The sequence below is a fragment of the Photobacterium japonica genome (genome assembly GCF_050337005.1).
Classification (GTDB): Bacteria; Pseudomonadota; Gammaproteobacteria; order Enterobacterales; family Vibrionaceae; genus Photobacterium; species Photobacterium japonica.
The window spans coordinates 32,978-58,563 of the sequence record NZ_JAKJSN010000008.1; the positions used below are offsets into that span (position 1 = coordinate 32,978).

Genomic DNA, 25,586 nt, shown 5'->3' on the forward strand with positions numbered 1-25,586 from the left:
TGATGTCACAGACACTCCGGGTATATAAGCCGAATGGAATTCGGCCATAATGACGAGAACATCATCAAATGCCTTTCCCGATCATGATCTCGCGATTTAACACTGCGCTCTTACAGGCATAGAGGGAATAAAGTGATAGCCATTTCGGCCTGATGATTTCACTTGATAGAGCGCTTTATCCGCCTGAATCAAGATATCATCCCAGTGATCAATCAATGCACCGGCATTGGGCACGAACATTGCCCCCATCGACACCGTCACCTGCTGCTCACCACAACTGAGCGCAAAGGGCTCGTCCGCGATCTGTTCACAAATACGTTGCAAGCACCGCTCGCTGTTTTGTTCGTTACAGACCAGCATCAGAATGAACTCTTCTCCCCCCCAGCGCACAATAAGATCATGATGTCTCACTAACGTTTTCAAGCGATCCGCAATACTGACCAACACCTCATCACCAATATGGTGACCCAGTCTGTCATTGATGCGTTTGAAGTGATCGATATCCACTACCACCACAGCCAAGCCTTGTGGATAATCATCCCGCTTCAAAGCCGCTTTCCACTGTGACAAATAACGACGGTTACTTAAACCAGTTAATGGATCGGCCACCAGCTCAATTTCCAATTTTTCGTTAGATTGCACCAACACAGACTTATCTTTATTCACCGCAGAATAACGACGATACAATAAATAAAGCAGCAAAAGGATAAAGCCCGATGTCATTCGCAGTATATTGGTACCCGCTTTTTTTTCCGCTAAAGTAGCAGTCGCCAGTGCATTTTCTGACTTTAACAATGCGATTTCATTTTCATGCACTTCTTCATCAAAGCGGCCTTGCAAATAAAATAGCTCATTATGACGAATATCGAATAAATACGCTTTCCCAGCATCGGAATACGCCTTATAAAAAGCCAATGCCTGTTGATAATTTTCAGAGCGCTCATAAATCTCAGCCAGTAACTTGTAAGTTTCAAGCAAACGGATCTCCTCATGATACGCCCTATAACCGACCATCGCTTTTCTGGCGAACTGCAGCGCCTGTGCATATTGCCCTTTGGCCAGAGAGACGTTGGCCAAACTTTCATTACAATTCGCCGTATTAACGGGATGCTGGCCATTCTCACTGTTGGCCACGGCAACACACTGCTGTGCGACATCAAACGCGCGACCATACTCACCTTCATCGACATAATAAGACGATAAATTCATGCGAGAGATCACTTTCGCACGCACTAACGGTGTACGATCAGCCAACATAACGGCACGCTCAACGTACCTTTTTCGATCAGAGCTATCCACCGCATGCGCGGAAATTTCACCTAAATTGATGTGCAATAACGATTCAATGAAGGGGTTATTCAAACCATGCTCTTGATACAATGCCAAAGCCCGTTCTGCATACGTTTTTGCTTCGCCCCATTCTTCCATATGGATGTATACCGTGGTTATATTTGAAAGAATGAGGACTAACTGCGGATAATTGCCACACTGTTGGAAGATGCGATAAGCACGCTGATATTTATTCAGTCCCTGCTTATATTTCAACGCTTCAATATCAATATTTGCTAACCATTTTAAGCTACGCGCTAACAAATGCTGATTATTTGAAGCCTCTGCCCGTATTTTCGTCATCTTTAGCTGCGCTTGAGCAAGGGCGTAATCCTTATTGTCGTAATGATTACGTGCCACTAAAAAGGCCACTTCGTCAGTGAGCCAACGCTGTTTTGTCTGCACAGCAAGATCGGATAATTGCTGTAAAATCTGCGACCGCTTACGCGCACCTTCTTTTTTATCTTGCACAATTTCATATTGTGCCAGCAGATACAGCGCCGCCTCTGTAGGATGTGTGTGTTTTTTGCTATCAGTATCCAATTGATCAGACAACGCATCCGCCAAAACAGGACTATTGATGGCCAATTGATAATATTTCAGATAGGCATTGGATGCGGTGACATAATGCTCAGATAAAGCCGGATGGCACACAGCCGTGACGCTCGGGTCTGCCCACGCTAAAGAGGCATTGATACATAACCCCAATAAAAGCAGGCAAAAACGCGTTGAAAGAGACGAAATATAACTAAACATTAGACACTTGTGTTGATGTAAATAGACACAATCCGTTGTCTTGTTATTTCCAGTCGCATTTTTAACAGACTATAAGGAATAAATACAGTCCTTGTGGGAATATTCCCACATTATTCTGCTCGGTTTTGTCTGACTTTTCAGCAACACCTATCGTCGCACACGGCTTCTCGCATTTACGGCCACAATCAAGCGGTTGACCAACACGTATTTTTTAGTTTGGCTCGCGGCACCCAGTTCACGCAAAATGCGACTGATTTCCGAATCCAGGTATTTGGCTGTTTTAGTGCGCACCATCGCCGTGATCACTTTTTCTGCCTTGTCAGGCAATGGCTGCGCCAGTGCCCATGCAAAGCTATAGACCTCATCGTCACTTTGAGCCCGCTGACGCTTCACGCTTTTTTCTGGGATCACCACATCCTGCTCACGTCCTAAACGACGGCAATATTCTTCCGCAACGGGGCTAGAGAAATATGGCAACGCCCCTTCTGTATATAATTTGGGGCCCAAGTCATTTGCTAACGCCGCCTTGGCTTCTAACACGAAGCGGCTCGCATTGGTCACCCGCCCCAGCGATTTCTCCGGCACCGTGTAATACACACTGGCTTTCTGTTTAGCACGCGTCATGGCCACGTAAGCCAGTCGGCGTTCTTCTTCAATATCCGCCCCCATCGAGCCAGACGCCTTGTTCATATAGGGGAACGCGTCTTTATCCCAGAACGGCAGGTGAACATAGTCATACTCACACCCTTTGGCACGGAAAATGGTCGTCAGCTGGACACTCTCTTGCGCGGCATTATTCTGAGCATGAGAACCACCCTGCTGATGTGCCACAGGGTTAGACTGGTGGACAGATTGGTACGTATAATATTCAAAATACTGCAACGCCTTCGCACAGTCTTGATCCATCGAATCCAATACCGTCGCAACACTGTCGAGTCGCTCTATCGCTTCTTCAATCTCACTGGCCGTTGCTTCGGTTTTCCAAATCCAACTGTCCAGCCCGCTCTCGCTGCGGTATTGCTTATAAACCAGCGCCGCTTTGAAACTGCCCTTGCGCATCAGCTGCACCAGCAAGGCTAGCCGATCAATCAATGTCTCCAGCTTCAAGCTCGCATTCGCTTTTTCAAAACGCCCGATAAACGTCAACCATGTCGCCGGATCCATGCCCGCCAACTGGTCACACAATGGCTTGAGCGTTTTATTGGGCACATAACAATGGGGAAAACACAGTAAGCTAAACAGTAAAGCCGACTTTGCAGGCGTCTCTTGCTCGTGATAGCGGCCCGTCGCTAATGTCATCACTTCAATCAGCAATTTCACTTCACGGCTATTGCCCAATACCGATGGCACCGGCATATGGTACGGCACTTTCTTACTGAGAAACGCCAATTCAAACAAGAGTGTCTGTGACCAACGACGTACCAATATCGCCACTTCCGACGCTTTACCGCCCTGATCTAAATGCGTTTGAATCGATTGAGCGATTTCACCCACTTGGCGCGCTGAACCACACTCCACAAAATCCGTGTCCGTGATCCCCTCACCCGAGGTGGTCAAGAAATCACTGAAACGTTGTTTGTTATTGGCAATCAAGTGACTCGCCGCTAACGCCAGGCTGTGACCAAAACGAAACGTTTGTGACAAGGTGTAGGTTGTCGCTGGTGCAAAGTCTTGATCGAAGTTGAGCATAAATTGTGGCGCACTGCCTCGCCACTTATAGATACATTGATCCACATCTCCCACCGCCAACAACTGGGTCTCAGGGCCTAACAATTGCTTTAATAAGCGGTACTGTGCCGTATTAATGTCTTGAAACTCATCCACCACAATCAACTTGCCGTGCTGCTGATAATGCTGACGAATCGCATCATTGCCTTCCAGCAGTTTGACCGACTCCACCAGCCAATCATCAAAAAATAGCAATTTCTGTGCTTTACGACGGGTTTCAAACGCGTCATACGCATCCAAAATAAACAGGTAATCGCGATTGATGTCGGCCAACTTGAACACTTCGTGCGGCGACAGCATGTAAGCTTTCACCAAACCAATGAAACTCAGCAGCAATTCGATGGTTTTCGGATCTTTGATCATCTGCTGGCGTTGGTAAGTTTTTTCCAACCCTGACAAGTCACGCAATACGGCTTTCACCAAAGACTTATCACTCTCACCGCTTTGATAATCGACGCGGTAGCCGGTTTCACGAATAAACCCGGTTTGATTAAGAAACTTCAGACAGAAACTGTGAAAGGTATGCACAGGCACGGCAGCGTTGACGCCAGATGCTTGCAGTTTGGCTTGAAAGTCGAGGCGAATGTCGCGGTTAAACATCAAAACCAACATGTGCTGCGCCGGGATCGTGGCCAACTTTTGCTCTATCACGCCCACGAGTGTGGTGGTTTTCCCCGTGCCCGCACCGGCAATACACAAGGCATTGCCTTGTTGATGCTGAATGAATGCCAATTGTTCCGAGGTAAAACGCGTCATAGTGAACCTGATCATCAAAGTGGAACCCGTGATTTTGCCACACTTGCTTCTCATGCGAGGAATAAAATCTCGCCACTTAACCGTAACCTGCGCCTTGTCGCTGTATTCCCGACCGCGTTTCACCGTCTATTACATGAAATTCCCACTGTGTGATGAAAAATAAAATTGCGCAAACGTTTGCTTTTCTAGCTGAAAGCCACCTTGAGTTCTGTTATTATCGCCGCAACAACGGTCCTAACACCGTACTAAGGCAGACTTTTCGCCTTAACTGACAGGGTTACCTTCGTTTAACTTTTGAAATAGGAATTCGCCATGAGCCTTGCTGATCAAGTTCTCGCTGTAAATGATGACCTGCCGATTCGTACTGACAAGCCGGTTCACAGTGGTAAAGTACGCTCCGTATACTGGTTAACCGAAGCAGACAGCCGCCGTCTGATCAAAGAAAAAGGCTATAATGTTCAGCCTGATGCCCCACTGGCTATCATGGTGATCAGCGATCGCATCTCAGCGTTTGACTGTATTTGGCGCGCCGAAGGCGGTCTGAAAGGCGTTCCAGGAAAAGGGGCAGCGTTAAATGCTATCTCTAACCATTGGTTCCAGTTGTTCCGTGACAACGGCCTTGCCGACAGCCATATCCTTGATATTCCCCATCCTTTCGTGTGGATCGTACAAAAAGCCAGACCTGTCATGGTGGAAGCCATTTGTCGCCAGTACATCACCGGTTCGATGTGGCGTGCTTACAGCCAAGGCGAGCGCGACTTCTGTGGTATCGCCCTTCCAGAAGGCTTGGAAAAAGATCAGAAACTGCCGCACCTACTGATGACGCCTTCCACCAAAGGTATCCTGAAAGGCATTCCAGGGGTGCAGGAAGTAGACGACGTGAACGTGACCCGCAGCGATCTGGAAAACAACTTTGCGGCCTTTAATTTCAGCCGTCCGGAAGACATTACCCATTACGAAACCTTGCTGCGTGAAGGCTTCAATGTGATCAGTCAAGCGCTGGGTGAATTGGATCAGATTTTTGTCGATACCAAGTTTGAGTTTGGTTATGTGACCGATGCCAATGGCAAAGAAAAGCTGATCTACATGGATGAAGTCGGCACACCGGATTCTTCCCGCATTTGGGATGGCGCGGCTTACCGTGATGGCGAAATCATCGAGAACTCAAAAGAAGGCTTCCGCCAAATGCTGCTCAATCACTTCCCCGATCCCGACATTCTGTTGAATAAAGATCGCATGGAAGAGCGCTTTGCGCTGGCGCGTGAGAACGAGCTACCGGTTGACGCCTTGATGGACATCTCTCGTGTCTATACAGGCATTGCAGAAAAAGTCACAGGACGCCCCATTCAACTGAGTGATAACCCGAAAGCAGAAATTATTGATATTTTACGCACACACTATGATTTGATCGATTAAGTGTAATCTCTTAACGAAACCTGATAAATCATTTTGATTTATCAGGTTTTTTATTCCATCACATACAACAATAAGAGCTTGTATCCCCATCCACCGCTCGCCTTCCTTCCAGATATAGACACCGCTATACATTGATATACACCTACACCGCTATACACCGACGTTCTGAATCCAACGTCAATCCATTCTCACGGGAACGAACATCGTGAAATGCTACTGATAAGATATATATAGCGCCATCATCTTGGTTTTAGACGTATCATTATAATATTGTGCTAATATGCCGCATCAGCGATATGAATGTGCCAACAAACTCATTTGTTTGACTGAGCGTAGTGAACCCTACCATGATTAACTAATGAGGATAAAAATATGAGTAAATTAACGGCCGAACAACGAAAAGCACGAGACGATGAACGTTTTTCACAGCGTGTCACTGAGCGCCGAGAAAAAGGGGAAGACGTTGTCGCTTATGCGCTAGCAACCAAAAAAGCGGTGAAGTTTTTAACGAAATCAGAACGACGTGAACTTAACGAAAGAAAAATTGCGCGTCAGGAAGAAATTAAGATTAAAGAAGAAGCCGAACTAGAAAAAATTGAAGCCTCGTTTATTGAACAAGACGACGCTGAATAACCTCATTCCTCCATCCTGCGCGTAGACAAAGGCATGGATAAATGATGCTTCTATCCTAACAATAACCCTGCTAACGCATTTTCAATATGATGTGTTATCAGGGTTATTTGTATCGGTCAGTGTGCCTTATTACGCCACCGCATCTCGAACTTCAATGATCACTCTCGATCCCATCGTGAAGCCACCAACCGATAAACCGTCCGACCCACCGCGTACCCCGCACAGGCAAACGCGCAAAAGATCAGGCTAGCAAACACATAAGCCAGCCAAACCGGTACCCCTAACCCCCATGCGAACGCAAAGGCGATCCCGTTTAGTGCCTCAACTGGCCATAAGTACACCACGCTCGGCGCCCCCATGGCGATGGTTGCAATCACTATCGCTAACACGATCAGCGCACCCACAATACCGGCGATATGTTTGTTATTCATTATTGTCCGTTTTAAAAGAAGTAAGCCATAGAAAAACGGCCAGATTCTATCTCTCAACGTACAATCACACCACTGATATCAACGCGTTAAAACGCTTTTTGCATGACTTTCTGCATTAACTGCCTTCTAATAGTTGTACCTGTTGACCGTCTATCAGTCCACTGGCACCACGCACCACCACTTCCCGGCCAATCGTAATATCGCCTTTCACAGCCACTTTCCCGCCACTGCTGTACAGCACATCAACAGGAATAGACTTCACTTTGATTTCCTCACTATCAGCATCACTCCCTTTCGCACGGTTGATCTCACTGATCACAAACAAAGCACTGCCCTGCTTGCCTGTCACAATGGCATCACGCGGAACGAGTACCCCCCCTGATTTAAAACGCGTCGGGATCGCCACTTTCACGGGCTGTCCAATCGTCATGACTTTGCCTTGCGGCAATAAACGCAATTCCATTAACCGTGAGCGTGCGTCCGCGCTGGCACTGCGGGTATCCAGTGTGGCTGTCAGTGTATCGGTACCCACCGTGACATCTAACGTCGCGGCGGCCGGTAATAACGCCGTCACTGAAATCGGTGCTTGCAAACGAATTTCCTGCTGCGCCGTATTCACCAAATGCAGCACACTCTCCCCTTGATTGATGTATTCACCTTGTGATTTGAAGACACTGTTCACCGTGCCATCAAAGGGTGCGATCAATTGGGTGCGGGCTAATTGTTCTTGAATCACATTCACTTGCAGCCGCGCATTGTCTAATTCAATACGGCGAATCGCCAAATCATGTCGCGCTTTGGCTTGATCGGTTTCAGACACATTGCGCTTTTTCGCCAACTTGTTTAATCGCGCCAACTCCACCACCAAATGATCCACATACGCTTTGGCTTTACGGGCTTCCATTTGTTCGATTTTTAACTGTAACGTCAACGCGTCCGCTTTCACTTCTGCCAGCACATCGCCTTTTTTTACTGTCTGACCAAACGTTGCCACAGCGGTTAAACGGCCGGTGGCTTCCATGCTCAAACGCGCCTCTTGCTGACTCTGTACCGTGCCACTGTACCAGCTCACTGGTGCGGCGTGTTCTGCTTCCGCGACGGCCAATACCACCGGCTTAGCGGCCAAAAGAGGGAGCGCGACCATCATCACAACACTGCCGATCGCCACGTGTACACAACGTTTTATCATCGCTGATGCGTGCTTATTTTGTATTGTTGATGTGTATACTTTTGGATCGCGTCTTCGCTTGCCTAGTTCCATGGCTCATTAATTCCTTTTTGTTCTTATACTTTCGTTGCCAACAACGTTGTGTCTTGTTGTATTTCAGGTGTACTGTTCGTTGACTTGCCGATGCGCAATAACGCGGGCAGCAAAATCAGCGTAAACAGCGTGCTGACCAACATCCCCCCCACAATGACCGCTGCAAGGCCACGATAAATCTCACTGCCTGTCGCAGGGCTCAACAAAAGCGGTAGCATGCCAAACACGCTGGTCAGGGTTGTCATAAAGATCGGACGGATCCTTCGGGTTAATGCATCTTCCACCGCAAGGGATCGTTCCATTCCTTCACGCTCATTCGTGCGAGTTTGGTGCACCAACAAAATGGCGTTGTTCACCACCAAGCCCAGTAAGATCACAAAGCCAATCATGGTGAGTAGATCCACCGGTTGATCCACCAACACATGCATAATTTGAATCGCCATTACCCCGCCAACAGTCGCCAATGGCAGCGTCAATATCACTAGCAGGGCATCGCGCAACGTGCCGAACAAGCCCCACAACAGCAGCAATAAAATACACAGCGCAAACCCAAAAATAGACAGCATATTATTGATCGCTTGTTTAAGGCTATCGGCATTGCCCGACAACTGCACCGTACCGCCATCCGGCAAAACACCTTCTATCTTTTCAATGGCTTGGTCTTGTAACTGCTCCATAGCCACTTCCAATGTCATGTCATCACTGGGCTGCACGGCCAAAACAAACGCGCGCTTCCCATCAATCCGATCAATCGACTTGGGTCCCATCACGGTTTCAACCCGTAACAGTTCTCCGAGCGGGACAATCGCCCCAGACGGCGTGGCCAGAGGAATTGCGCCTAATTCTTCCGGTGACCCTGCACCTTGCGTCATCAGCATCATGTCGAGTTGCTGATTACCGTCAAAAAAGTTACCTAAATAACGCCCCGAACCGAGTGAGCGGATCACCGATGGCAAATCCCCCCGACTCCAGCCGACTTCAGCCAGACGACGATCATCGGGGATCAACCGCAACTCAGGCGCGGTAAATTCTAATGACCCGTGTGGCCAAACCTGGGCATCCGGCATCGCTTCTTCTAAGATGACCTTCGCTTCCTTTGCGACACGAAATAACTGTGGCATATCGTTCGCTTTTAGCACCACGAGGATCTCTTTGCCTGATCCTAAATTACCGAACAAGGATCCTTGCCGCGCAAACGCCCGTACATCTGGCAAACCAACGGTAATTTCGTCCCTTACAATCGCTTCAAGTTCTTTGATACGGTTCTGATCAATGGCCCTTACTCCCATTGTGGCGCCCCCTGGCCACATGATGAAATAGTAGTTTTTCAATGCAGGCTCTTTCTCACCGTCCATATACGGCTGTAAGCGCGTGACCATGGTATTCATCACTTCTTCGCCGACGGCATTGATGCCAATCCCCGGTGCAATGGAGAACCACACATCCACCGCATCTCGCTTAACATCCGGCAAATAATCCATCTTAGGTAAACCGATACGGGTGAGTCCCAACGGCAATGCCAGTAAGGTCACAATGACGATAGCGCGTCGGACTGGTGTGGCCGTTAAGCGCATACTCCACCCAGCCAAACGCTGCCACACCGAGGCATAATGATCACGCAGCCGGGTATCCGCTAACCACCGTGAAGCGGCAACGGGTAACACCGTAACGGCGACAATAAGTGACATTGTCACGGCAACAGCAATGGTGATGGCAAGGTCTGCAAACAACTGCCCTTCTACATCATTGAGCATCAATATCGGCAGGAAAATCGCCACCGTGGTCAGGGTTGAGGCCAATAGCGCACTCCACACTTGCTGTGTGCCCTGCTCGGCAAGGCTAACCGCCTGATCACTTGCTGTATCTCGCTGGTTTGTTCCTTGCGAATTGGCTTGTTTCTCACGTAAACGGATGATGTTTTCCAGCACCACAATCGCCGCATCGAGCACCATGCCCACCGCAAAAGCCAAGCCCGCCAGTGAGATCACATTGAGTGTTCGACCCGTCAGTTTCAGCACGCAAATGGTCAACAAAATACTGATTGGGATCGACATGGCGATGATCAAGGTCGCACGAGCTTTCCGAATAAAGCACCACAGCACTGCCACGGCGAGCAATACCCCGAATAATAAGTTACCCGTCACCATATTAAGCGCCCGCACAATGAAAACGGACGCGTCGTAAGACATTTCTAAATGCACACCATTGCGCACCAAGACAGAATCATTAAGTTGCTTAATGGCTTCTTTCACCGACAACAGGGATTCCAGCGCATTGGCACTGTTTTCCTTCATCACACTGATATTAATGGCGGGGTTACCATTTTGAACTCGCAAGGTACGCGGTACGGCACGCTGCACGTTCACATCGGCTAAATCACGCAAATACACGGGCAAGCCACCCCGCCATGCGACAACCATGTCACCGAAATCATCCAACTCATAACGGCCGGCAAACCGTAACTTGTACTCTTTACGGCCGATATCTAATCGTCCAGCGGATGCATCACGCCCAGCAGAAATGCGTCCGACCAACTCGGGAATAGTGATCCCTAATTCCGCCAAACGGTACGGATCAAACCGAATTTCCACTTGGCGATCGCTTTCGCCTCGTACTTGAATGCGAGAGACACCATCGACGGCAGTCAACGCCGGTTCAATTTGGCTTTCCACAAGATCCTGATAAGCCTGAATGGGGGTGTCATTGCCGGGCAGTTGCTGTAAAAACAAGGAGGTTAATTGATCATTGTTTGAGCCACTGTGGATAAATGGCCCATCAATGTCAGACGGTAAATTGGTGGCTTGGTTAACGCGGCTGATCACCTCCAACATGGCTTTTTCCATGTCGGTGCCAATTTCAAACTCAAGGTTGATTTCAGCCCGTCCGTTTCCCGCTTCCGTGTTGATATATTTGGTGCCCGATATGCCCTGCAACACCTGTTCAAGCGGTTCGGCGACTTCCGACTCCATCTCTTCGGCTGCCGCCGCACGCCAATGCACAGTGAGCGACAAACTCGGCCGAGTGATATCCGGGAATAATTGAATTGGCAGGGTTTTGATACTGAGCAAGCCAAACAAGGCTGTCAGTGCAACGGCCACCGCAATGACGGCGGGGCGAGAAATGGCATAGCGTGTGAGAAACATAACGTCCTGTCTTGTCTTTACTCTTGTTGTACGGTTCATACAAACCGCCTCATTCACAATATACAGCCCATCCATGGCCTTCTGATTGCGGTAACAATTTCGCAACAGCTACGATAGCAAAATTCACTGCCTTTTACAGAGTCTTGTTATGTTTTGGTTACATTTTTATAACGCACACAGTGAATATACCCAAACCGGATAGTTTTTGAGTCATAAACGGCAAAATGGACCCGAGACTGCACACGCACGCCGTATTTTCACACGTCGAGATCCCCTTTTAAGGAGGGGTTTTTTCTGTGAAGTGACTGCTAATTTCGCTTTCTCACCGCCTAAAGCCATCCACTGGGTGTGGTAATCTGGTGAATGATATTTGGGTATATACGTCTAACGGGAAAGGATGAATGAAGCGGATAAGGACATCGCGATTGCGCTTTCAAGAAGGCAATTCTGATAAAGTGTATGAGGTTGATCTGGTCGAAACATCAGTAATGACGGAGGCAAAATACCTCGTCAACTTTCGTTATGGTCGATACGGCAGTCCGTTGCGGGAGGGCACGAAAACAACCGCCCCCATCCCTTTTAATCAGGCCGAAAAGATCTTTGATTCCGTCGTGATCGCGAAAGAAAATAAAGGCTACCACTCAGAAGAAAGCCTGGTACTGAGCACCTCTTCTTCTACGGCCGCTGCTGACCCTGCCGTTGGATCGGTTTCCCATTACACCGAAGCCCTGCTAGTGCGGATCAAAAATGAAAAGCATGATCCTACGCGATCCCGACAGATCTGGCGATTACCTCCCGAACCGCACCCTGAAGCCGCCACGACCATCACTGGTTTTCTACAATCTCATGGCAAACGTAACGACTGGCGTGATGACTACAGCATATTATGGGCATTAGGCCGTATCGGTTCATCGCTGGATATCAACACCGTCACCCCGTATCTCAACGATCACAACCCTGTCATGGCCAGACTTGCGCTAGAGGTGATTCTTGCCTTAACCGCGCCGGAGCAACGTCACATCACGTATCAGACACTGTGCCCGTCGCCGATGCCCTTAACGCCTGACATACTCCACCAGCGTATTACCGAATTTTGTCACACCGCCGCTCAAGAAAAGTACATAGGTGCACCTGTAGAACACCCAATCAATACCGTATTAAAACACGCCTATTTACAATCTTGGTTTAACCCTGAACTCAAGCGGACTTTAGTGACATTATTGCCAAGCATTCCGTTTTCACCCGGCGCCTTCAAAGGGTTACGTTACCTGTTAAAAATGAGTGAGTTCCGCTTAGACAGCGAGATTCAGCCACTCATCAATATCCATTTAGAAGCCTGTGCGCCCCATTTTAGTCGACAATGGACGTATCACTACAGCGCACACGGCAGGCTCGATGTCGCCAAAGAATTAGCGTCGGATAATGCCCGGTTAGCTCATTCACAACATACGCACCGCTATTTTACCGCGCGTTTCTCTCGCACATTGAAACAATTGGGGATCGCCAACAGCCCACTGTTTACTGTGATGGCCGAAAAAACGTTGCTGCACTATACCGACGAGCATGCCAAAGCCCCGCGTACGATTAACGACTACCACTATGATCGCAACTGGCAACGTCACATAACCCAAACCCGTCATTATGATGGTTATGCGCACTGTTCAGCCCTGAATACCCTGCTGCATACCCATGCGACCAACTACCGTAAAAACGCACGTGGCATTTGGCTGCATAACCCAGAGGATACGTTCACTGGGCGAGGAGAAGCCTTCCCTCACCTGTGGGATAACGCCCCTGAATCGCTGTTGCGCATTGCATGCCATACCCGCTGTCAGCCCGTTGCAAATTTCAGTGTACGAGCATTACGTGATAATACCGTGTTCTGCGAGGGCATATCGTCAGAATCACTGATCACGCTTTTACTCAAACCTTATGCCTCATTACAGCAGTTTGCCTTGCAGCAATTACGCACGCGGCAATCTGACACGCCACTGCCGGATCACATTATCAGCCAGCTGTTTTTAAGTACCTCTGACGATGTAATTGCCTTTGCCTTTGCCTTCACTGAACTGGATAAAATCCGTGATTTCAGCCGTTCGGTGCCATTACTAAGCACACTGCTGTGTATCGACCATGCGGCACTCCGTGCATGGCTTGATGACCCAACACATCGTAATACCTTCACGCTCGTGAACCCCACGGCGCTGTTAGCAACGACAATAAATTCCGTCACGGGCGTCAACGTCAACGCCAACGCCAACGCCAACGCTGACTTGAATATGGATACCGACACAGAAAGTCAACTGTCTTTGCCCCCCCTTACCGACGCCCACGGCGAATGGCTGTTTCAATGGATCATGGAACACTGTCGCGAGGCCATTCAGCGACTCGCGATTGCCCCTGTTGAGACACTGATCCACAGCCCTTCACGCGCCGTTCGCTTGTTGGGATGTCGATTATTGGATGCAATGCCGATCCGCTACAGTCAAATATCCGAATCGACGTTGCATGTCATTGACCGTTCATCGTCTAAAGCCATACAAGCCTTCAGCTTTGCCCTGTTGAAGAAACTCGCCCCTGAAGAACTCAGCGAAAAAGTCGATTACCTTATTACACTACTTCCCCAATGTGGTTCTGATAAGCAAGCCGCTATCTTGGGCGTAATAGCCACGGCTATTCATGCACATAAGCCTTCTCGCGCCCTCATTTTCCAGCACATTGTCCACCAGTTGCACACCCGTGATCATGAACAGTCATTGCAGCAACAACTCATCCCGTTTTTATCTCAGCATTTTGATACGGCGTTGGCTTCAAACAAAGCCGATGGACTCTGGCAATTAGCCACCGCCCGCTCCGCCATGGCGCAATCACTGGCGGCTGAGTATTTGGCTGCTCATGTCCAACGCACAGAGTTACAAGCTACTGACGATCCCAACCCGCAGGCCAATGATCGTCTGGTTGATCATCAAACAAAACACGCGTTTTTATCCGCGGACTTTTTATGCGCAAATCAGTGGTTTTCTCTGCTTTCCAGCCCCACGCTGTCACTGCGCAAGCTGGCAAGAACTTACTTTAGCCACCAGCCAGACACCTTTGTCGCGCAAATGGACAACATTTTGCAGGTACTCGAGAGCCCGTGGGCAGACACCCAAAGTTATGGGTTTACCTTTTGCCGTGAGCACATGACAAAAGAAGATTGGCAACCCGATCAAATCATCGCGGTGTGCGACAGCGTGGTAGACGCCGTTCAACAATACGGACGTGAACTCATTCAGACCTATTTTGACGAAGCCGATGGCCCACAGTATGTGCTGCAACTCAGTCAGCATCCTGCTGCGAACGTGGAATTATTTGTCAGCCAGTTACTGCCCCAATATGCCGCGGGCGATAGCGACATGATTGTCGCACTTCAGCCTTATTTCGTGTCGGTGTTATCACGGGTGAATTGTGGCCGCGTCGCAAAAGATAGGGTGATGGCCTTTCTTCAGGATCACGCTGACACCTCGCCGCAAACGCGAGAGATGACCTGTGCGTTACTCACACGGTTGTCTTTAACGTCCGTGCAGAAAGACAAAAGTGCATATCTGAAAATGATGCTGCATCTGGCCTCTCACCATGATGCACTCACGGCCGATTTGCCGATACACATCAGCCCGATCCCCACGTCATCACCGCGCCGGATAGAGGAATAAACATGGAAGTCGCTTACCGCTATGCAGCGTCATCACACGTCGGTTCAAACAGCAAACAGACGGACATGTCATTTGCCCCTGATCTTTCTCGTGCGCCCACATTTTTTGTCGGGGAGGTAAAAGATAAACGGCGCTTCAGAGAAGCCATTTCCTGCCTGCATGATGTGGTGATCTCTGATATGCGCTTTCAGCCGAAGAACCGCGAAGAGTATGAACGATGGCTCGCGGGCGAAGAGCCCCGCTTGCTGGCTGAATTTGCCAGCCAATCCAAACAAGTCAACGCCGAACTCGCCTCGGTCAACGCCGAGCTAAACGCGATGAATAAAGAAGCCCATACTGTAATGGCGCCTTACTATCACGCTCAGCAACAGTATTTCAAATACCTGTATAAACACGATCTTGATGCATGGTATGTGCTCGATCCCGTGATCACCATTCATCCTGATCAGGTGTTCTTTGAATGCTTCTCAGAAGACGAATCCAGTTATGGCAAACTCACCTGTCACTATGATGTGTTCGAGCATGTCAGTGATAAAGCGTATGGCACCACCAACATTGATTATTCCACCGGCTTGTATCATGAATTTCAAAAAATTCGCGACTACCGCACTACGCGACTAAAAATCGACCCTGATGGTTTCAACATCCAAACCTCAGGGGCAGCGGCGTATGACGAGAAGAAAATTGACCTGCCAGACAGTTGGGTTCGGGGATTCTTGCAAGTCAGTTCAGCCATGACCTTACCCATGGTCACGCTGCGATTACAGCCAATGGACATACATAACCTGTGCGCACAATTGAAACGCAGGAAAGAACGTGTCGGCCCCCGCGCCATGCGCTTTGAATTGGTACCCGGTCGCCCTGTTCGTGTGGTGATGGAGCCCTGGAATGAGGTGTTGCAGTTTGACCGCTCTATTTACCAAGGCGATACCCCACGCACCATTCGCGTGTGGGGACGCCGCCGTTTACTGATTCTTGAACGCTTGCTGCCAGTCGCCAATCATTTTGATGTGCATTTAATGGGCGATGGTTTGCCCTCATTTTATATTGCCAATATGGATAACCTGTCTTTCACGCTCGGGCTGTCTGGCTGGAGTGCCAACGACTGGTCAAAAGCCGGTAACTTTGACCTGCTCGCGCCGCGCGAACCGGTGGATCAATCCACCGCCCAAACCGTTTACAACGCCCTGTCAGCGCAGCACGTCGAAAGTGCACAGCGGCTGGCGACCCGTTTACAACTCGACATCAGCACCGTGAAATCGGCCTTGGCACAATACAGCCAGTTGGGGTTAGTGCTCTATGACATGGAGGGGGATGTGTATCGCCTGCGCCAACTCTACAACACCCCGATTGAGCTTAATGACATTCGTTTTAATAACGAGCGAGAGAAAAAAGCGGCCAATTTTGTGCAAGCCAACCTCGTCACTGTCGATAAGGTTGAAGCCAATACTCAGGGCACCGCCCTGTCTGGCAGTGTGCTGGATAACGCACGGGCGCATCAGGTTTTCCTCACCATCGATAAAGACCAACGTTTAACGCATGGTCAGTGTGAGTGCCATTTCTGGCATCAGAATAAATTACGGCTTGGCCCCTGTGAGCACATGCTGAGTTTACGATTACACGTCGCAGGAGCCGCGCTGAAATGAACCTAATTACGGGAGTCACTTCACTGTTCGCACACCCTCGTCTTGTATTGAATTTTGTAGCCAATAGAATTTGGATTAACGGTAGCGCGGCTAACGAACCTTGCATCGCGAATGGTGGATCACCATTCTGGTTTACAGGCTACCCACGCGTCACTGGTGAAATCTTAACTGGGCCGCACAGTCACCCATATCGCTATTGCGGTATGACTTCAAAGAAGTCAATGAGCGATATGGGTAACGTGCGGCATCGAGTTGATTACCCCAGTACTGAGAACTCTTCGAAGGAAGATGCCGCGCTACCGTTCCTCCCTCACCATACCGACAGTACGCATCCTTCTCCTGCGTTTTTATTCTGTTCTTTCTTCCTGCCACAGGAGGTACGTTGCCATGCGTAATTCAGACCCAAGCCAAAACAACAGCAGCAACAACAACAGTGTATTGCCGCCCGAACCGTCACCCAAACTGACACGCCAGCAGATCTATGATCGCATTCGTCAATCGGGCAAAGAGGAATACATCCTCAGTGAAATGATCCGTTTAGGCTTCTGGCAGAAAGATCGCGCCAAACCCAGCATTGCAGAAAAATTCATTGAAAAACGCAGCGCATTACTCAGCAAATTGCGTGAATTGGCACGCCTTGAACGCCGTTATCAGGATCCTGAAAAAGCCCTGCTTGAACTGCATAAAGAACGCAAAAAAGCGGCGCTAGATAAACGCGAACAGACCCGGATTAACCACAACCTCGCCCGCTATGAAAAAGCCTTGCACTGGCACCAGAAACAGCAAACCCACTTCACCTACTTGGGCGATGCTGGCTATGGGGATAAAGCCTTAACGGCCGGACTGAAACAGACAACCAGCGATACCGCACGACTGGCTGAACACGGCTTGCCCAAGTTCAGTCATGTGGGTGATCTCGCCGAGGCGATGGGGATTTCCACCGCAGAATTGCGTTTTCTGTGTTATCAAAAAGACGTGTCTACCGTCAGCCATTACCAACACTTTGCGCTCAGTAAAAAATCCGGTGGCACACGGCTGATTTCCGCACCAATGCCAAGAATGAAGCGCGCACAATACTGGTTACTGGATAATGTATTAACGATGCTGCCCATCCATGATGCCGCACACGGCTTCATCCAAGGCCGCAGCATTGTGAGCAACGCGAAACCGCATACCAACAAACAGGTTGTGACCAATTTTGACCTGAAAGATTTCTTCCCGAGCATCACGTATCCCCGAGTAAAAGGCGTATTTAAGCAGTCGGGATACAGCGAAGCACTCGCCACCACCTTTGCTTTACTGGCAACGAAACCGGACTCACAAGCCGTCGAAATGGACGGACGGGTTTGGCATATTACGAACGGTCAGCGCGTGTTACCGCAAGGGTCGCCTTGCAGCCCAGCCATCACGAATGTGTTGTGCCGCCGTCTTGATGCCCGCTTGCAGGGCATGGCACACAAACTGGGGTTTACCTACACCCGCTATGCCGATGACTTGACCTTTTCCAGTCACGAGACCGATAAGATCCAGTCTTTATTGTGGCGTTGTGAACGCATTGTCACTGATGAAGGTTTCACCCTGCACCCCGACAAAACCCGCGTCATGCGTAAACATCAAAAACAGGAAGTCACTGGTATCGTGGTCAATGATGGACTGTCGGTCGATCGCCCTACCCTGAAACGTTTTCGGGCAGCGCTGCGTCAAATAGAATTGGATGGCCCTGACGGGAAACACTGGGGTGCAGGCGAACTGTTCCAGAGCCTGACCGGATACGCCAACTTCGTGGCCATGGTCGCGCCAGAAAAAGGCATTCCGCTGCAAAAGCAAGTTGCTCACCTCAAACGCCAATACAATATTCCGGTCGCCAAAGGAAAGATCACCGCGCTGAATAAGCGCTTGTTCCGCCTGAAAGCTGCCAAAGGCGAAGCCCCTCGCGAGGCATGGTGGCAACCAGCAGAAAAACCAGCCCCGGTATTAGCGTTGACGCAGCAACAAATGGAAGCGCAAAAACAGCAAGCGCGTAAAGCGGCGGCGGCAAGCCAAAACAATACGCACTCAGAGCAACGCGATGCAACACCTGACCATACCAATCCTATGTTCATTTCAGGTACCGGTTTTGGTGCCAGCGCTGAAGGCCACAGTGAAAGAAACCCTGCGAGTTGGAATATCATCGGCAGCCCTATTGTGTGGCTGGTGGTTATAGTGTTGTTGCTGTTGAAAATATTCGTGTATTAAACGGAGAGGTTCAGCGGCTATACTGTCGCCGCGGATATGTGGCCTTCTTACCGCTCAGCAGGCCAATCACAACAAGGGGGTCATTGGCCTGCTGGTGTCGTAACTCATTTCTGGACAAAACCGAGTTAGAATTAATGTTCTAATGCGTCTATTTCGGATAATTGCAGGTTGGGCGAAACGAAGTTGACGACTTTGCTGTTCGAGAGCATTGGCTGCTGGCGCAGCCAAAAGAATGCTATCGCCTAGTGACCAGAGAAGGGTTCATATGTGTTATATTATTTAATACGCACAAACTTTTCTGATTCCGCTATTTCATCTTCTGTTGCATCACGTGATGGAATATCATCAGGCAGCATGATTTGTGTAAGATCTGAACACCAATTAGCAACACCACTATCTTTATAGTTGTTGGCAAACCTTGAAACATTTATATAGTTGTTAAGCTCAGTTGCTGCATAAAACAAAGCTTTATCTGGAGCTTGAAACAACGAATAACAGATATATGGTGTCGGTCTACCAAAAAAATCTAACGCTTCAATCCTTTCCTCAAGCACACGCTCAAGATGTAGAAGTGAGTCATAAAATACATGGAACTCTTGAATACCATTGACCTGAAGTAACTTATTAACCAAGCCTTGATCAACCAAACTAATGTGGTTTAAAACCAATCCTAGTTTTTTATCACCTTGAAAACGATTTTGAATATAAAAATCAGCAACAGTACTAAACGTTGAAACCAACTGAATATTTGAAATAGAGAACTGCTCCCTGTAGAGAGAGAAACCATTTGGCAGGTTTAGATACTCAGCCCCTCTGAACTCATTGATATATCTCTGAACTGTTTCACATCGCTCCTCAGAGAGTAGATCTGGAGAATCAAACATACTGAAATCTTCAGATTTCATTACCTCAGATAACAGCCATTTTCTGTTGCTGTGAAGCTTTGTTAGTAGTTCAAAACATTGCCTAGCAGCTCGCTGTTTTACCAACTGCACGGGATATACGTTAAAGATTACGTAAAAAACACCAGCAGCAACAATTGAGAGATAAATACTGGATAGCGGTCCTGTTCCTGCGAAAATGACAGCGACTACCATTGATAGCATAACTAAAATGGTAACCTTTGAGGACAATGTATGTTTTAGGGCGTTAAACTTTATCGATTCAGAAGTGTTTTTTGATGGTTCGACTCTATCTTTAAACTCTTCATACAGTCGTTTTGCTTTGTTTGCCACAATATCTAGTTTCAGCATGTTTAAATTTCAACCATAAATAATATAACAAATAAGAATAAGTATCGGCTGCGCGACACTTATTCTTATTTGTTAGCTAACCGCTTTAAGATAACTCAAAACGATCTTCCCAAACACAGACACCCTATACCCTGCATTTTTGGCAAACATTGACTGATGCCTAATTAATAAACCAGAAGAGGTTAGTAACTCTAATTCAATATCTACATTAAAACCCTCACGCCAAAATATAAAATTAGGGTTCATGGCCAGTTGATTTCTAAGGTTATTGACTACAGTGTCATTCCAAATGGCTGTTTCCTTAGACTGTAAAGCACCAGATGAAAATTCACGTTGTTCTGGAGACATTGACGCTAATACTTTAAAGAGTTTGCGTTGTTCATTACTTAACTCGCTTACTTTTCTCATTACCCATGACTTTTCATTGTCATTGGTAAATTTATACATTGAGCTAGCTGCATACAAATTGGAAATTGCCACCAGTTTTTCTTGCGAGTCTTCGTACTCTATTAAAGAAATTAGTTCTTTGAAGAGGTTTACAGCCTCACCCGTAGAAAACCAATCTAAGTTTATCGAACTTTGCTCAAGTTGGCTGTATTTCTGTTCCAACGATTTGATTGTTGCTTCTATATTTCTTGTGCGGATTTCATCAGACTTATCAAAAATTAGGTGATCAAGGGCACCACCTACAACTGGGATTGCCGACACACCAGCTCGAAAAAATGAACCTGCATTTGGTACATATTTCGAATTACTCGCTTTTTCTGCGATTTCGGTTATTTTTTCTTTCATACTGTCCCTCACCTAGGTTTGCTAACAACTTATTAGCGGGCAACTTGCCCGTTTAGTACAAAACTAGGCCGCCCGATCAGTCCGCTTACAGTTGTCAAATTTTACCATATATCTTCATAAAAACAGTGGATTAACCTTTATGGTTGCGACCTAAATGGGAGAAGTCGGGCGTCCGGTACAAAAAACGCGCACATTTTTACAATGTGCATGTCTCTGTGATTTTATTCAGTGTTAATACATAAGAAAAATTTGGCCTTAGAGAGATAATCCAAGTGCTCAGACGCTCGAAGTATCAACTCACTTTGGGGCAAAACCGAACCCACCTAAATCCCACCATTTACCAACAGTGTGGGTTTCATCTTTACGTTGTCATCTGCTCATTGATTCACAAAAGATGCCAATCTCACATATTTACAAAAATACCCTATCAAAATAGGCACTAAGCATCACCAAATGGAAATTGTTTAGTAAGTTAAAAGAGACGATATTTTATGTTCAAGGACGATCGCAATGATCACGAAGAAAACACATTCAATACAAACACTGCTCTATTGGGGAACAGGCATTATCATGTCTTTTCTTCTCATATTCTTTTATGCCGACAACCAGGTCGATAAAAAAGAAAACGCGCTTCATCTGTTGCAACTCGACATCGCCCTCTCCTCTCAGCAAATGCTCATGATGCGCCGACATGAAAAAGACTTCCTTGCCCGCCAAGATGATAAATACATTGCAAAAATGACGGATGAAGCCAACGCCATCAAAGCGCGTCTGAAGACAATCAATGACAACATGACATTGTATGGACTCGCCACCGATTTCGATTACAAAGAGACAGTATCCGCCATTGATGCGTACTTGGCGCAATTCAACCGCCTGACCGAGACCGTTTATCTTATTCATGGCGACGGCCAGAGCAAAGGCGCGATTGATGACCTAAAACAATCAACATTGGGGTTTGAGCGCGTCGCTTTTACCGCAAATGATACGTTGTTAACAAACCAGTTAATCGACTTGCAGTCTTTATTGATTTCTTTTTTCAAAGATTTTGACACCGCGCTTATCCCAAAGATAAATGCGGCTTTAGATACACTTCAACAACAAGTTAACACCCATTCTTCGAATACGCTGCTCGCCACACAGTTCACACGTTTCTCCGACCATTATTCTGCCCTCAAAAATGACTTTGAAAAACTGGGCTATAGCCATAATGAAGGGCAACTGGGGCTGTTACGTTCCACCATCCACCGTGTTGAAACGAACTTAAAAACACTCTACGACGATATGCCTACATTGATAGAAAATAAGCTGTCTACGTATATGTTCTATCACAACCTATTGGCGGGCTTGCTCGGATTGTCTATTCTTGCGGTGCTCTATTTTGTGATTCGTTCCGTCTCGAATTTGGAATCTGCACTGCTTGCTTCCAAAGAAAAAGCCACCCGCGCTAACCGTGCAAAGAGCTCTTTCTTGGCCAATATGTCGCATGAAATCCGTACCCCGCTGAATGGCATCATTGGGATGACGGAAATACTGGCGGACTCTAAGTTAACGGCTATTCAGAAAGACTATCTCACCACCATCAATTCATCATCACAGACATTGCTGATGTTAATTAACGATGTCCTTGACCTGTCTAAGATTGAATCCGGTCACTTGGAAGTAAACGCCCATACCTGCGATATTCGTGAAATCATATTCGACACCGCCGCGCTCATCGCCCCGAAAGCACAGCAAAAGAACGTTGATTTACGGATTAACATGGACGCGAATATTCCTGATTATGTACGTGCTGATGAACAGAAAATCCGCCAAGTCATGATGAATCTGGCCTCCAATGCCATCAAATTTACGCAAACCGGTTCTGTCACTTTCACACTCAATCTCGTTCAGCAAAACGATCACGGTTTTGATTTCTACTTTGCGGTCAAAGATACCGGGATCGGTATTGATAGCAGCAAGCACGACCAAGTGTTTGAAGAGTTTAAGCAAGAAAGTAATAGCACCTCAACAACGTATGGCGGCACCGGCCTTGGATTGGCGATTTCATCTAAAATGATAAAAATGATGGGGGGTGAAATTCAAATTACGTCAGAGAAAGGCCAAGGCTGTGAGTTCTATTTCACAATTCATCTTGCAGAAGATCCTGAGAGAAAAGTGCGTAAAGGTGAACCTAAGTCCGTTATCTATTGCACACCCAAACCGGATAGTTTGTTGATTCAAAATTTAAAGACGATGAACTACCCCGTCACGCTGATATCCTCATCAGAGGAAATCCGCCAACACCTAAATAGTGATAAAGCGACTAACCCGCACGCTGTGCTTATTCTTGATGTTCCCTATTTTGATGGCCAAGTTAAGACGGTCCACCAGCAATACCCTCACCTGCCGCTTCTACTATCACGCCCTAACAATGCTGAAAAAGTGGATTATGGTGACATCATTGCTGGTTACATCACGCTGCCGCTGCTGGGCAGCCGATTAGACGCGCTCATTAAATCCGCCAAAGTTCACAATGCGGACACAAAAGAGAATGATGAAGCAGCCGTAGCAAATGTACGCGAAGATTCCGCCGCGAACGGCATGGTATTGGTGGTTGAAGACAACACAGTGAATCAGAAAGTGGTTTCCATTAACCTGAAGAAACTCGGCTTCCAGTATGAAATTGCCAATAACGGTGCTGAAGCGCTGGAACTCTTCAAACAACACCATGATAAAACACGGTTAATACTCATGGATTGTATGATGCCGATTATGGATGGCTTTGAAGCGACGACTGAAATTCGTAAATTTGAGCATGAAGAAAAACTCAATGAGACGCACATTATTGCGCTCACGGCATCCATTCTCGATGACGATATTCAGCGTTGTTTTGATTCCGGTATGAATGATTACCTACCCAAGCCGTTCCGCCGGGAAGTGTTAATCGAGAAGCTGGAAAAACATGCGGTGTGTGAAAGCTAGCGTACTGTTTATATAGAGTACGCCTCTATCACAAGCATAAAAAAACGCGGGTTATAAACCCGCGTTTTTATCTGTTCAGTAAAGTAAAACGTGATTACACGTCGTACGTGGTCGATGAAATATCGCCACCTTTACCGGTCCAGTTGGTGTGGAAGAACTCACCGCGTGGCTTGTCAGTACGCTCGTACGTGTGCGCACCGAAGTAGTCACGCTGTGCTTGTAGCATGTTTGCTGGCAGGCGAGCTGTGGTGTAACCGTTCAGGAACGTCAACGCAGAAGACATACATGGCATTGGTAGACCTGTCTCGAACGACTTCGCCACCACTTTACGCCATGCTGGTAGGCATGATTGTAGAATGTCTTTGAAGTACGTATCCAGACCAAGGAAAGCAAGCTCTGGGTTGGCTTCAAATGCATCACGGATGTTGCCAAGGAACGCACTGCGGATGATACAACCGCCACGCCACATTAGCGCCACGTTGCCGTAGTTCAATGACCAATCGTTCTCTTCAGACGCTTCGCGGATCAACATGAAGCCCTGTGCGTAAGAGATGATTTTTGATGCCAACAGTGCCTGACGCAGTGCATCAACCCACTCCGCCTTGTCGCCTTCAACCGCAAGAATTGGGTTGTTGAACGCCGCTTCTGCTTCTTCACGCTGATCTTTCAGTGAAGACAGGCAACGTGCGAATACAGAGTCAGTGATCAGCGTTAGTGGGATACCGTGCTCAAGGGCGTTGATACCCGTCCACTTACCCGTGCCTTTCTGGCCCGCGGTATCAAGAATTTTCTCAACCAGAGCTTCACCGTCTTCATCTTTGTAGCCAAGGATGTCAGCGGTAATTTCAACTAGGTAGCTGTCTAGTTCCGTCTTGTTCCACTCAGCAAAGATGGCTTGCATCTCGTCAGCAGACAAACCTAGGCCTTCTTTCATGAAGTGGTACGCTTCGCTGATCAGCTGCATATCACCGTATTCGATGCCGTTGTGTACCATCTTAACGAAGTGGCCCGCACCTTCTTTACCGACCCAATCACAACACGCTTCACCTTGCTCGGTTTTCGCGGCAATGCCTTGGAAAATTGGCTTCACGTATGGCCATGCTTCAGGATCGCCACCCGGCATGATAGAAGGCCCGAAACGTGCACCTTCTTCACCACCAGACACGCCAGCACCGATAAAGCGAATACCTTTTTCGCGCAGTGATGCGAAACGACGGTTGGTATCTGGGTAATTTGTGTTACCGCCATCAATGATGATGTCGCCTTCGTCTAGCAAAGGTACAAGGTTGTCAATGAACTGATCCACGACATCGCCCGCACGTACCATTAGCATCACTTTACGTGGGCTTTCTAGCTTGCTGACAAGATCTTCCAGTGATGTTGCACCAACAATGTTCGTCCCTTTTGCCGGACCATTAAGGAACTCATCAACTTTAGCAACGGTGCGGTTATACGCGACCACTTTGAATCCATTATCGTTCATGTTCAGGATCAGGTTCTGACCCATTACCGCTAAACCGATAACACCAATATCTGCTTTCATTTTCGCTC

At 47.8% G+C, this 25,586-nt stretch carries 14 protein-coding genes; 6 read left to right on the forward strand and 8 right to left on the reverse strand.

The window, feature by feature from the left end; genetic code table 11:
• Positions 1-96 precede the first annotated feature (96 nt).
• Both L4C36_RS01740 and L4C36_RS01745 read right to left on the reverse strand, forming a co-directional pair.
• The gene (locus tag L4C36_RS01740) at positions 97-2,085 is read right to left on the reverse strand and encodes a diguanylate cyclase domain-containing protein (protein WP_428476061.1); all 1,989 of its coding nucleotides are present in this window, start codon (positions 2,083-2,085) and stop codon (positions 97-99) included.
• A gap of 147 nt (positions 2,086-2,232) precedes the next feature.
• Complete coding sequence (locus tag L4C36_RS01745) at positions 2,233-4,569, reverse strand: ATP-dependent helicase (protein WP_428476062.1); 2,337 nt, start codon at positions 4,567-4,569, stop codon at positions 2,233-2,235.
• A gap of 312 nt (positions 4,570-4,881) precedes the next feature.
• On the opposite strand from L4C36_RS01745, the gene L4C36_RS01750 reads away from it, so the two are divergent.
• Entirely contained in the window at positions 4,882-5,985 is a 1,104-nt protein-coding gene (locus tag L4C36_RS01750; RefSeq protein ID WP_428476063.1) for a phosphoribosylaminoimidazolesuccinocarboxamide synthase, read from the forward strand.
• 372 nt (positions 5,986-6,357) lie between these two features.
• The gene (locus tag L4C36_RS01755; protein ID WP_428476064.1) at positions 6,358-6,618 is read left to right on the forward strand and encodes a DNA polymerase III subunit epsilon; all 261 of its coding nucleotides are present in this window, start codon (positions 6,358-6,360) and stop codon (positions 6,616-6,618) included.
• 158 nt (positions 6,619-6,776) lie between these two features.
• Here L4C36_RS01755 and L4C36_RS01760 read toward each other — a convergent pair whose 3' ends face one another.
• The 3 genes from L4C36_RS01760 to L4C36_RS01770 form a co-directional block, all read right to left on the reverse strand.
• Positions 6,777-7,049 carry a hypothetical protein gene (locus L4C36_RS01760; protein ID WP_428476065.1) on the reverse strand — a complete coding sequence of 91 codons (273 nt, stop codon included), beginning with the start codon at positions 7,047-7,049 and terminating at the stop codon, positions 6,777-6,779.
• 115 nt (positions 7,050-7,164) lie between these two features.
• Positions 7,165-8,238, reverse strand: a complete 1,074-nt coding sequence (locus L4C36_RS01765; RefSeq protein ID WP_428476066.1) for an efflux RND transporter periplasmic adaptor subunit — start codon at positions 8,236-8,238, stop codon at positions 7,165-7,167.
• Positions 8,239-8,333: 95 nt separating this feature from the next.
• A complete protein-coding gene (locus L4C36_RS01770) occupies positions 8,334-11,453 on the reverse strand; it encodes an efflux RND transporter permease subunit (RefSeq protein WP_428476067.1) in 3,120 nt (1,039 codons plus the stop codon).
• Positions 11,454-11,854: 401 nt separating this feature from the next.
• Here L4C36_RS01770 and L4C36_RS01775 point away from each other — a divergent pair, with 401 nt between their 5' ends.
• From L4C36_RS01775 to L4C36_RS01785, 3 genes are all read left to right on the forward strand, one after another.
• Positions 11,855-15,145 carry a hypothetical protein gene (locus L4C36_RS01775; protein ID WP_428476068.1) on the forward strand — a complete coding sequence of 1,097 codons (3,291 nt, stop codon included), beginning with the start codon at positions 11,855-11,857 and terminating at the stop codon, positions 15,143-15,145.
• Positions 15,146-15,147: 2 nt separating this feature from the next.
• Positions 15,148-16,791, forward strand: coding sequence for a hypothetical protein (locus L4C36_RS01780; RefSeq protein WP_428476069.1), 1,644 nt, complete (start codon positions 15,148-15,150; stop codon positions 16,789-16,791).
• Positions 16,792-17,178: 387 nt separating this feature from the next.
• Positions 17,179-19,026 carry a reverse transcriptase family protein gene (locus L4C36_RS01785; protein ID WP_428476070.1) on the forward strand — a complete coding sequence of 616 codons (1,848 nt, stop codon included), beginning with the start codon at positions 17,179-17,181 and terminating at the stop codon, positions 19,024-19,026.
• Between the two features lie 275 nt (positions 19,027-19,301).
• Here the strand turns inward: L4C36_RS01785 and L4C36_RS01790 are convergent, their stop codons facing one another.
• Together L4C36_RS01790 and L4C36_RS01795 are read right to left on the reverse strand one after the other, a co-directional pair.
• A complete protein-coding gene (locus L4C36_RS01790) occupies positions 19,302-20,279 on the reverse strand; it encodes a hypothetical protein (protein ID WP_428476071.1) in 978 nt (325 codons plus the stop codon).
• A 72-nt stretch (positions 20,280-20,351) separates the two neighbouring features.
• Positions 20,352-21,071 (reverse strand): hypothetical protein, encoded by a 720-nt coding sequence (locus tag L4C36_RS01795; protein ID WP_428476072.1) that lies wholly within the window; start codon positions 21,069-21,071, stop codon positions 20,352-20,354.
• A gap of 570 nt (positions 21,072-21,641) precedes the next feature.
• On the opposite strand from L4C36_RS01795, the gene L4C36_RS01800 reads away from it, so the two are divergent.
• The gene (locus L4C36_RS01800; RefSeq protein ID WP_428476073.1) at positions 21,642-24,035 is read left to right on the forward strand and encodes a hybrid sensor histidine kinase/response regulator; all 2,394 of its coding nucleotides are present in this window, start codon (positions 21,642-21,644) and stop codon (positions 24,033-24,035) included.
• 94 nt (positions 24,036-24,129) lie between these two features.
• Here L4C36_RS01800 and gnd read toward each other — a convergent pair whose 3' ends face one another.
• Complete coding sequence (gnd, locus tag L4C36_RS01805) at positions 24,130-25,578, reverse strand: decarboxylating NADP(+)-dependent phosphogluconate dehydrogenase (RefSeq protein WP_428476074.1); 1,449 nt, start codon at positions 25,576-25,578, stop codon at positions 24,130-24,132.
• Positions 25,579-25,586: the final 8 nt, after the last annotated feature.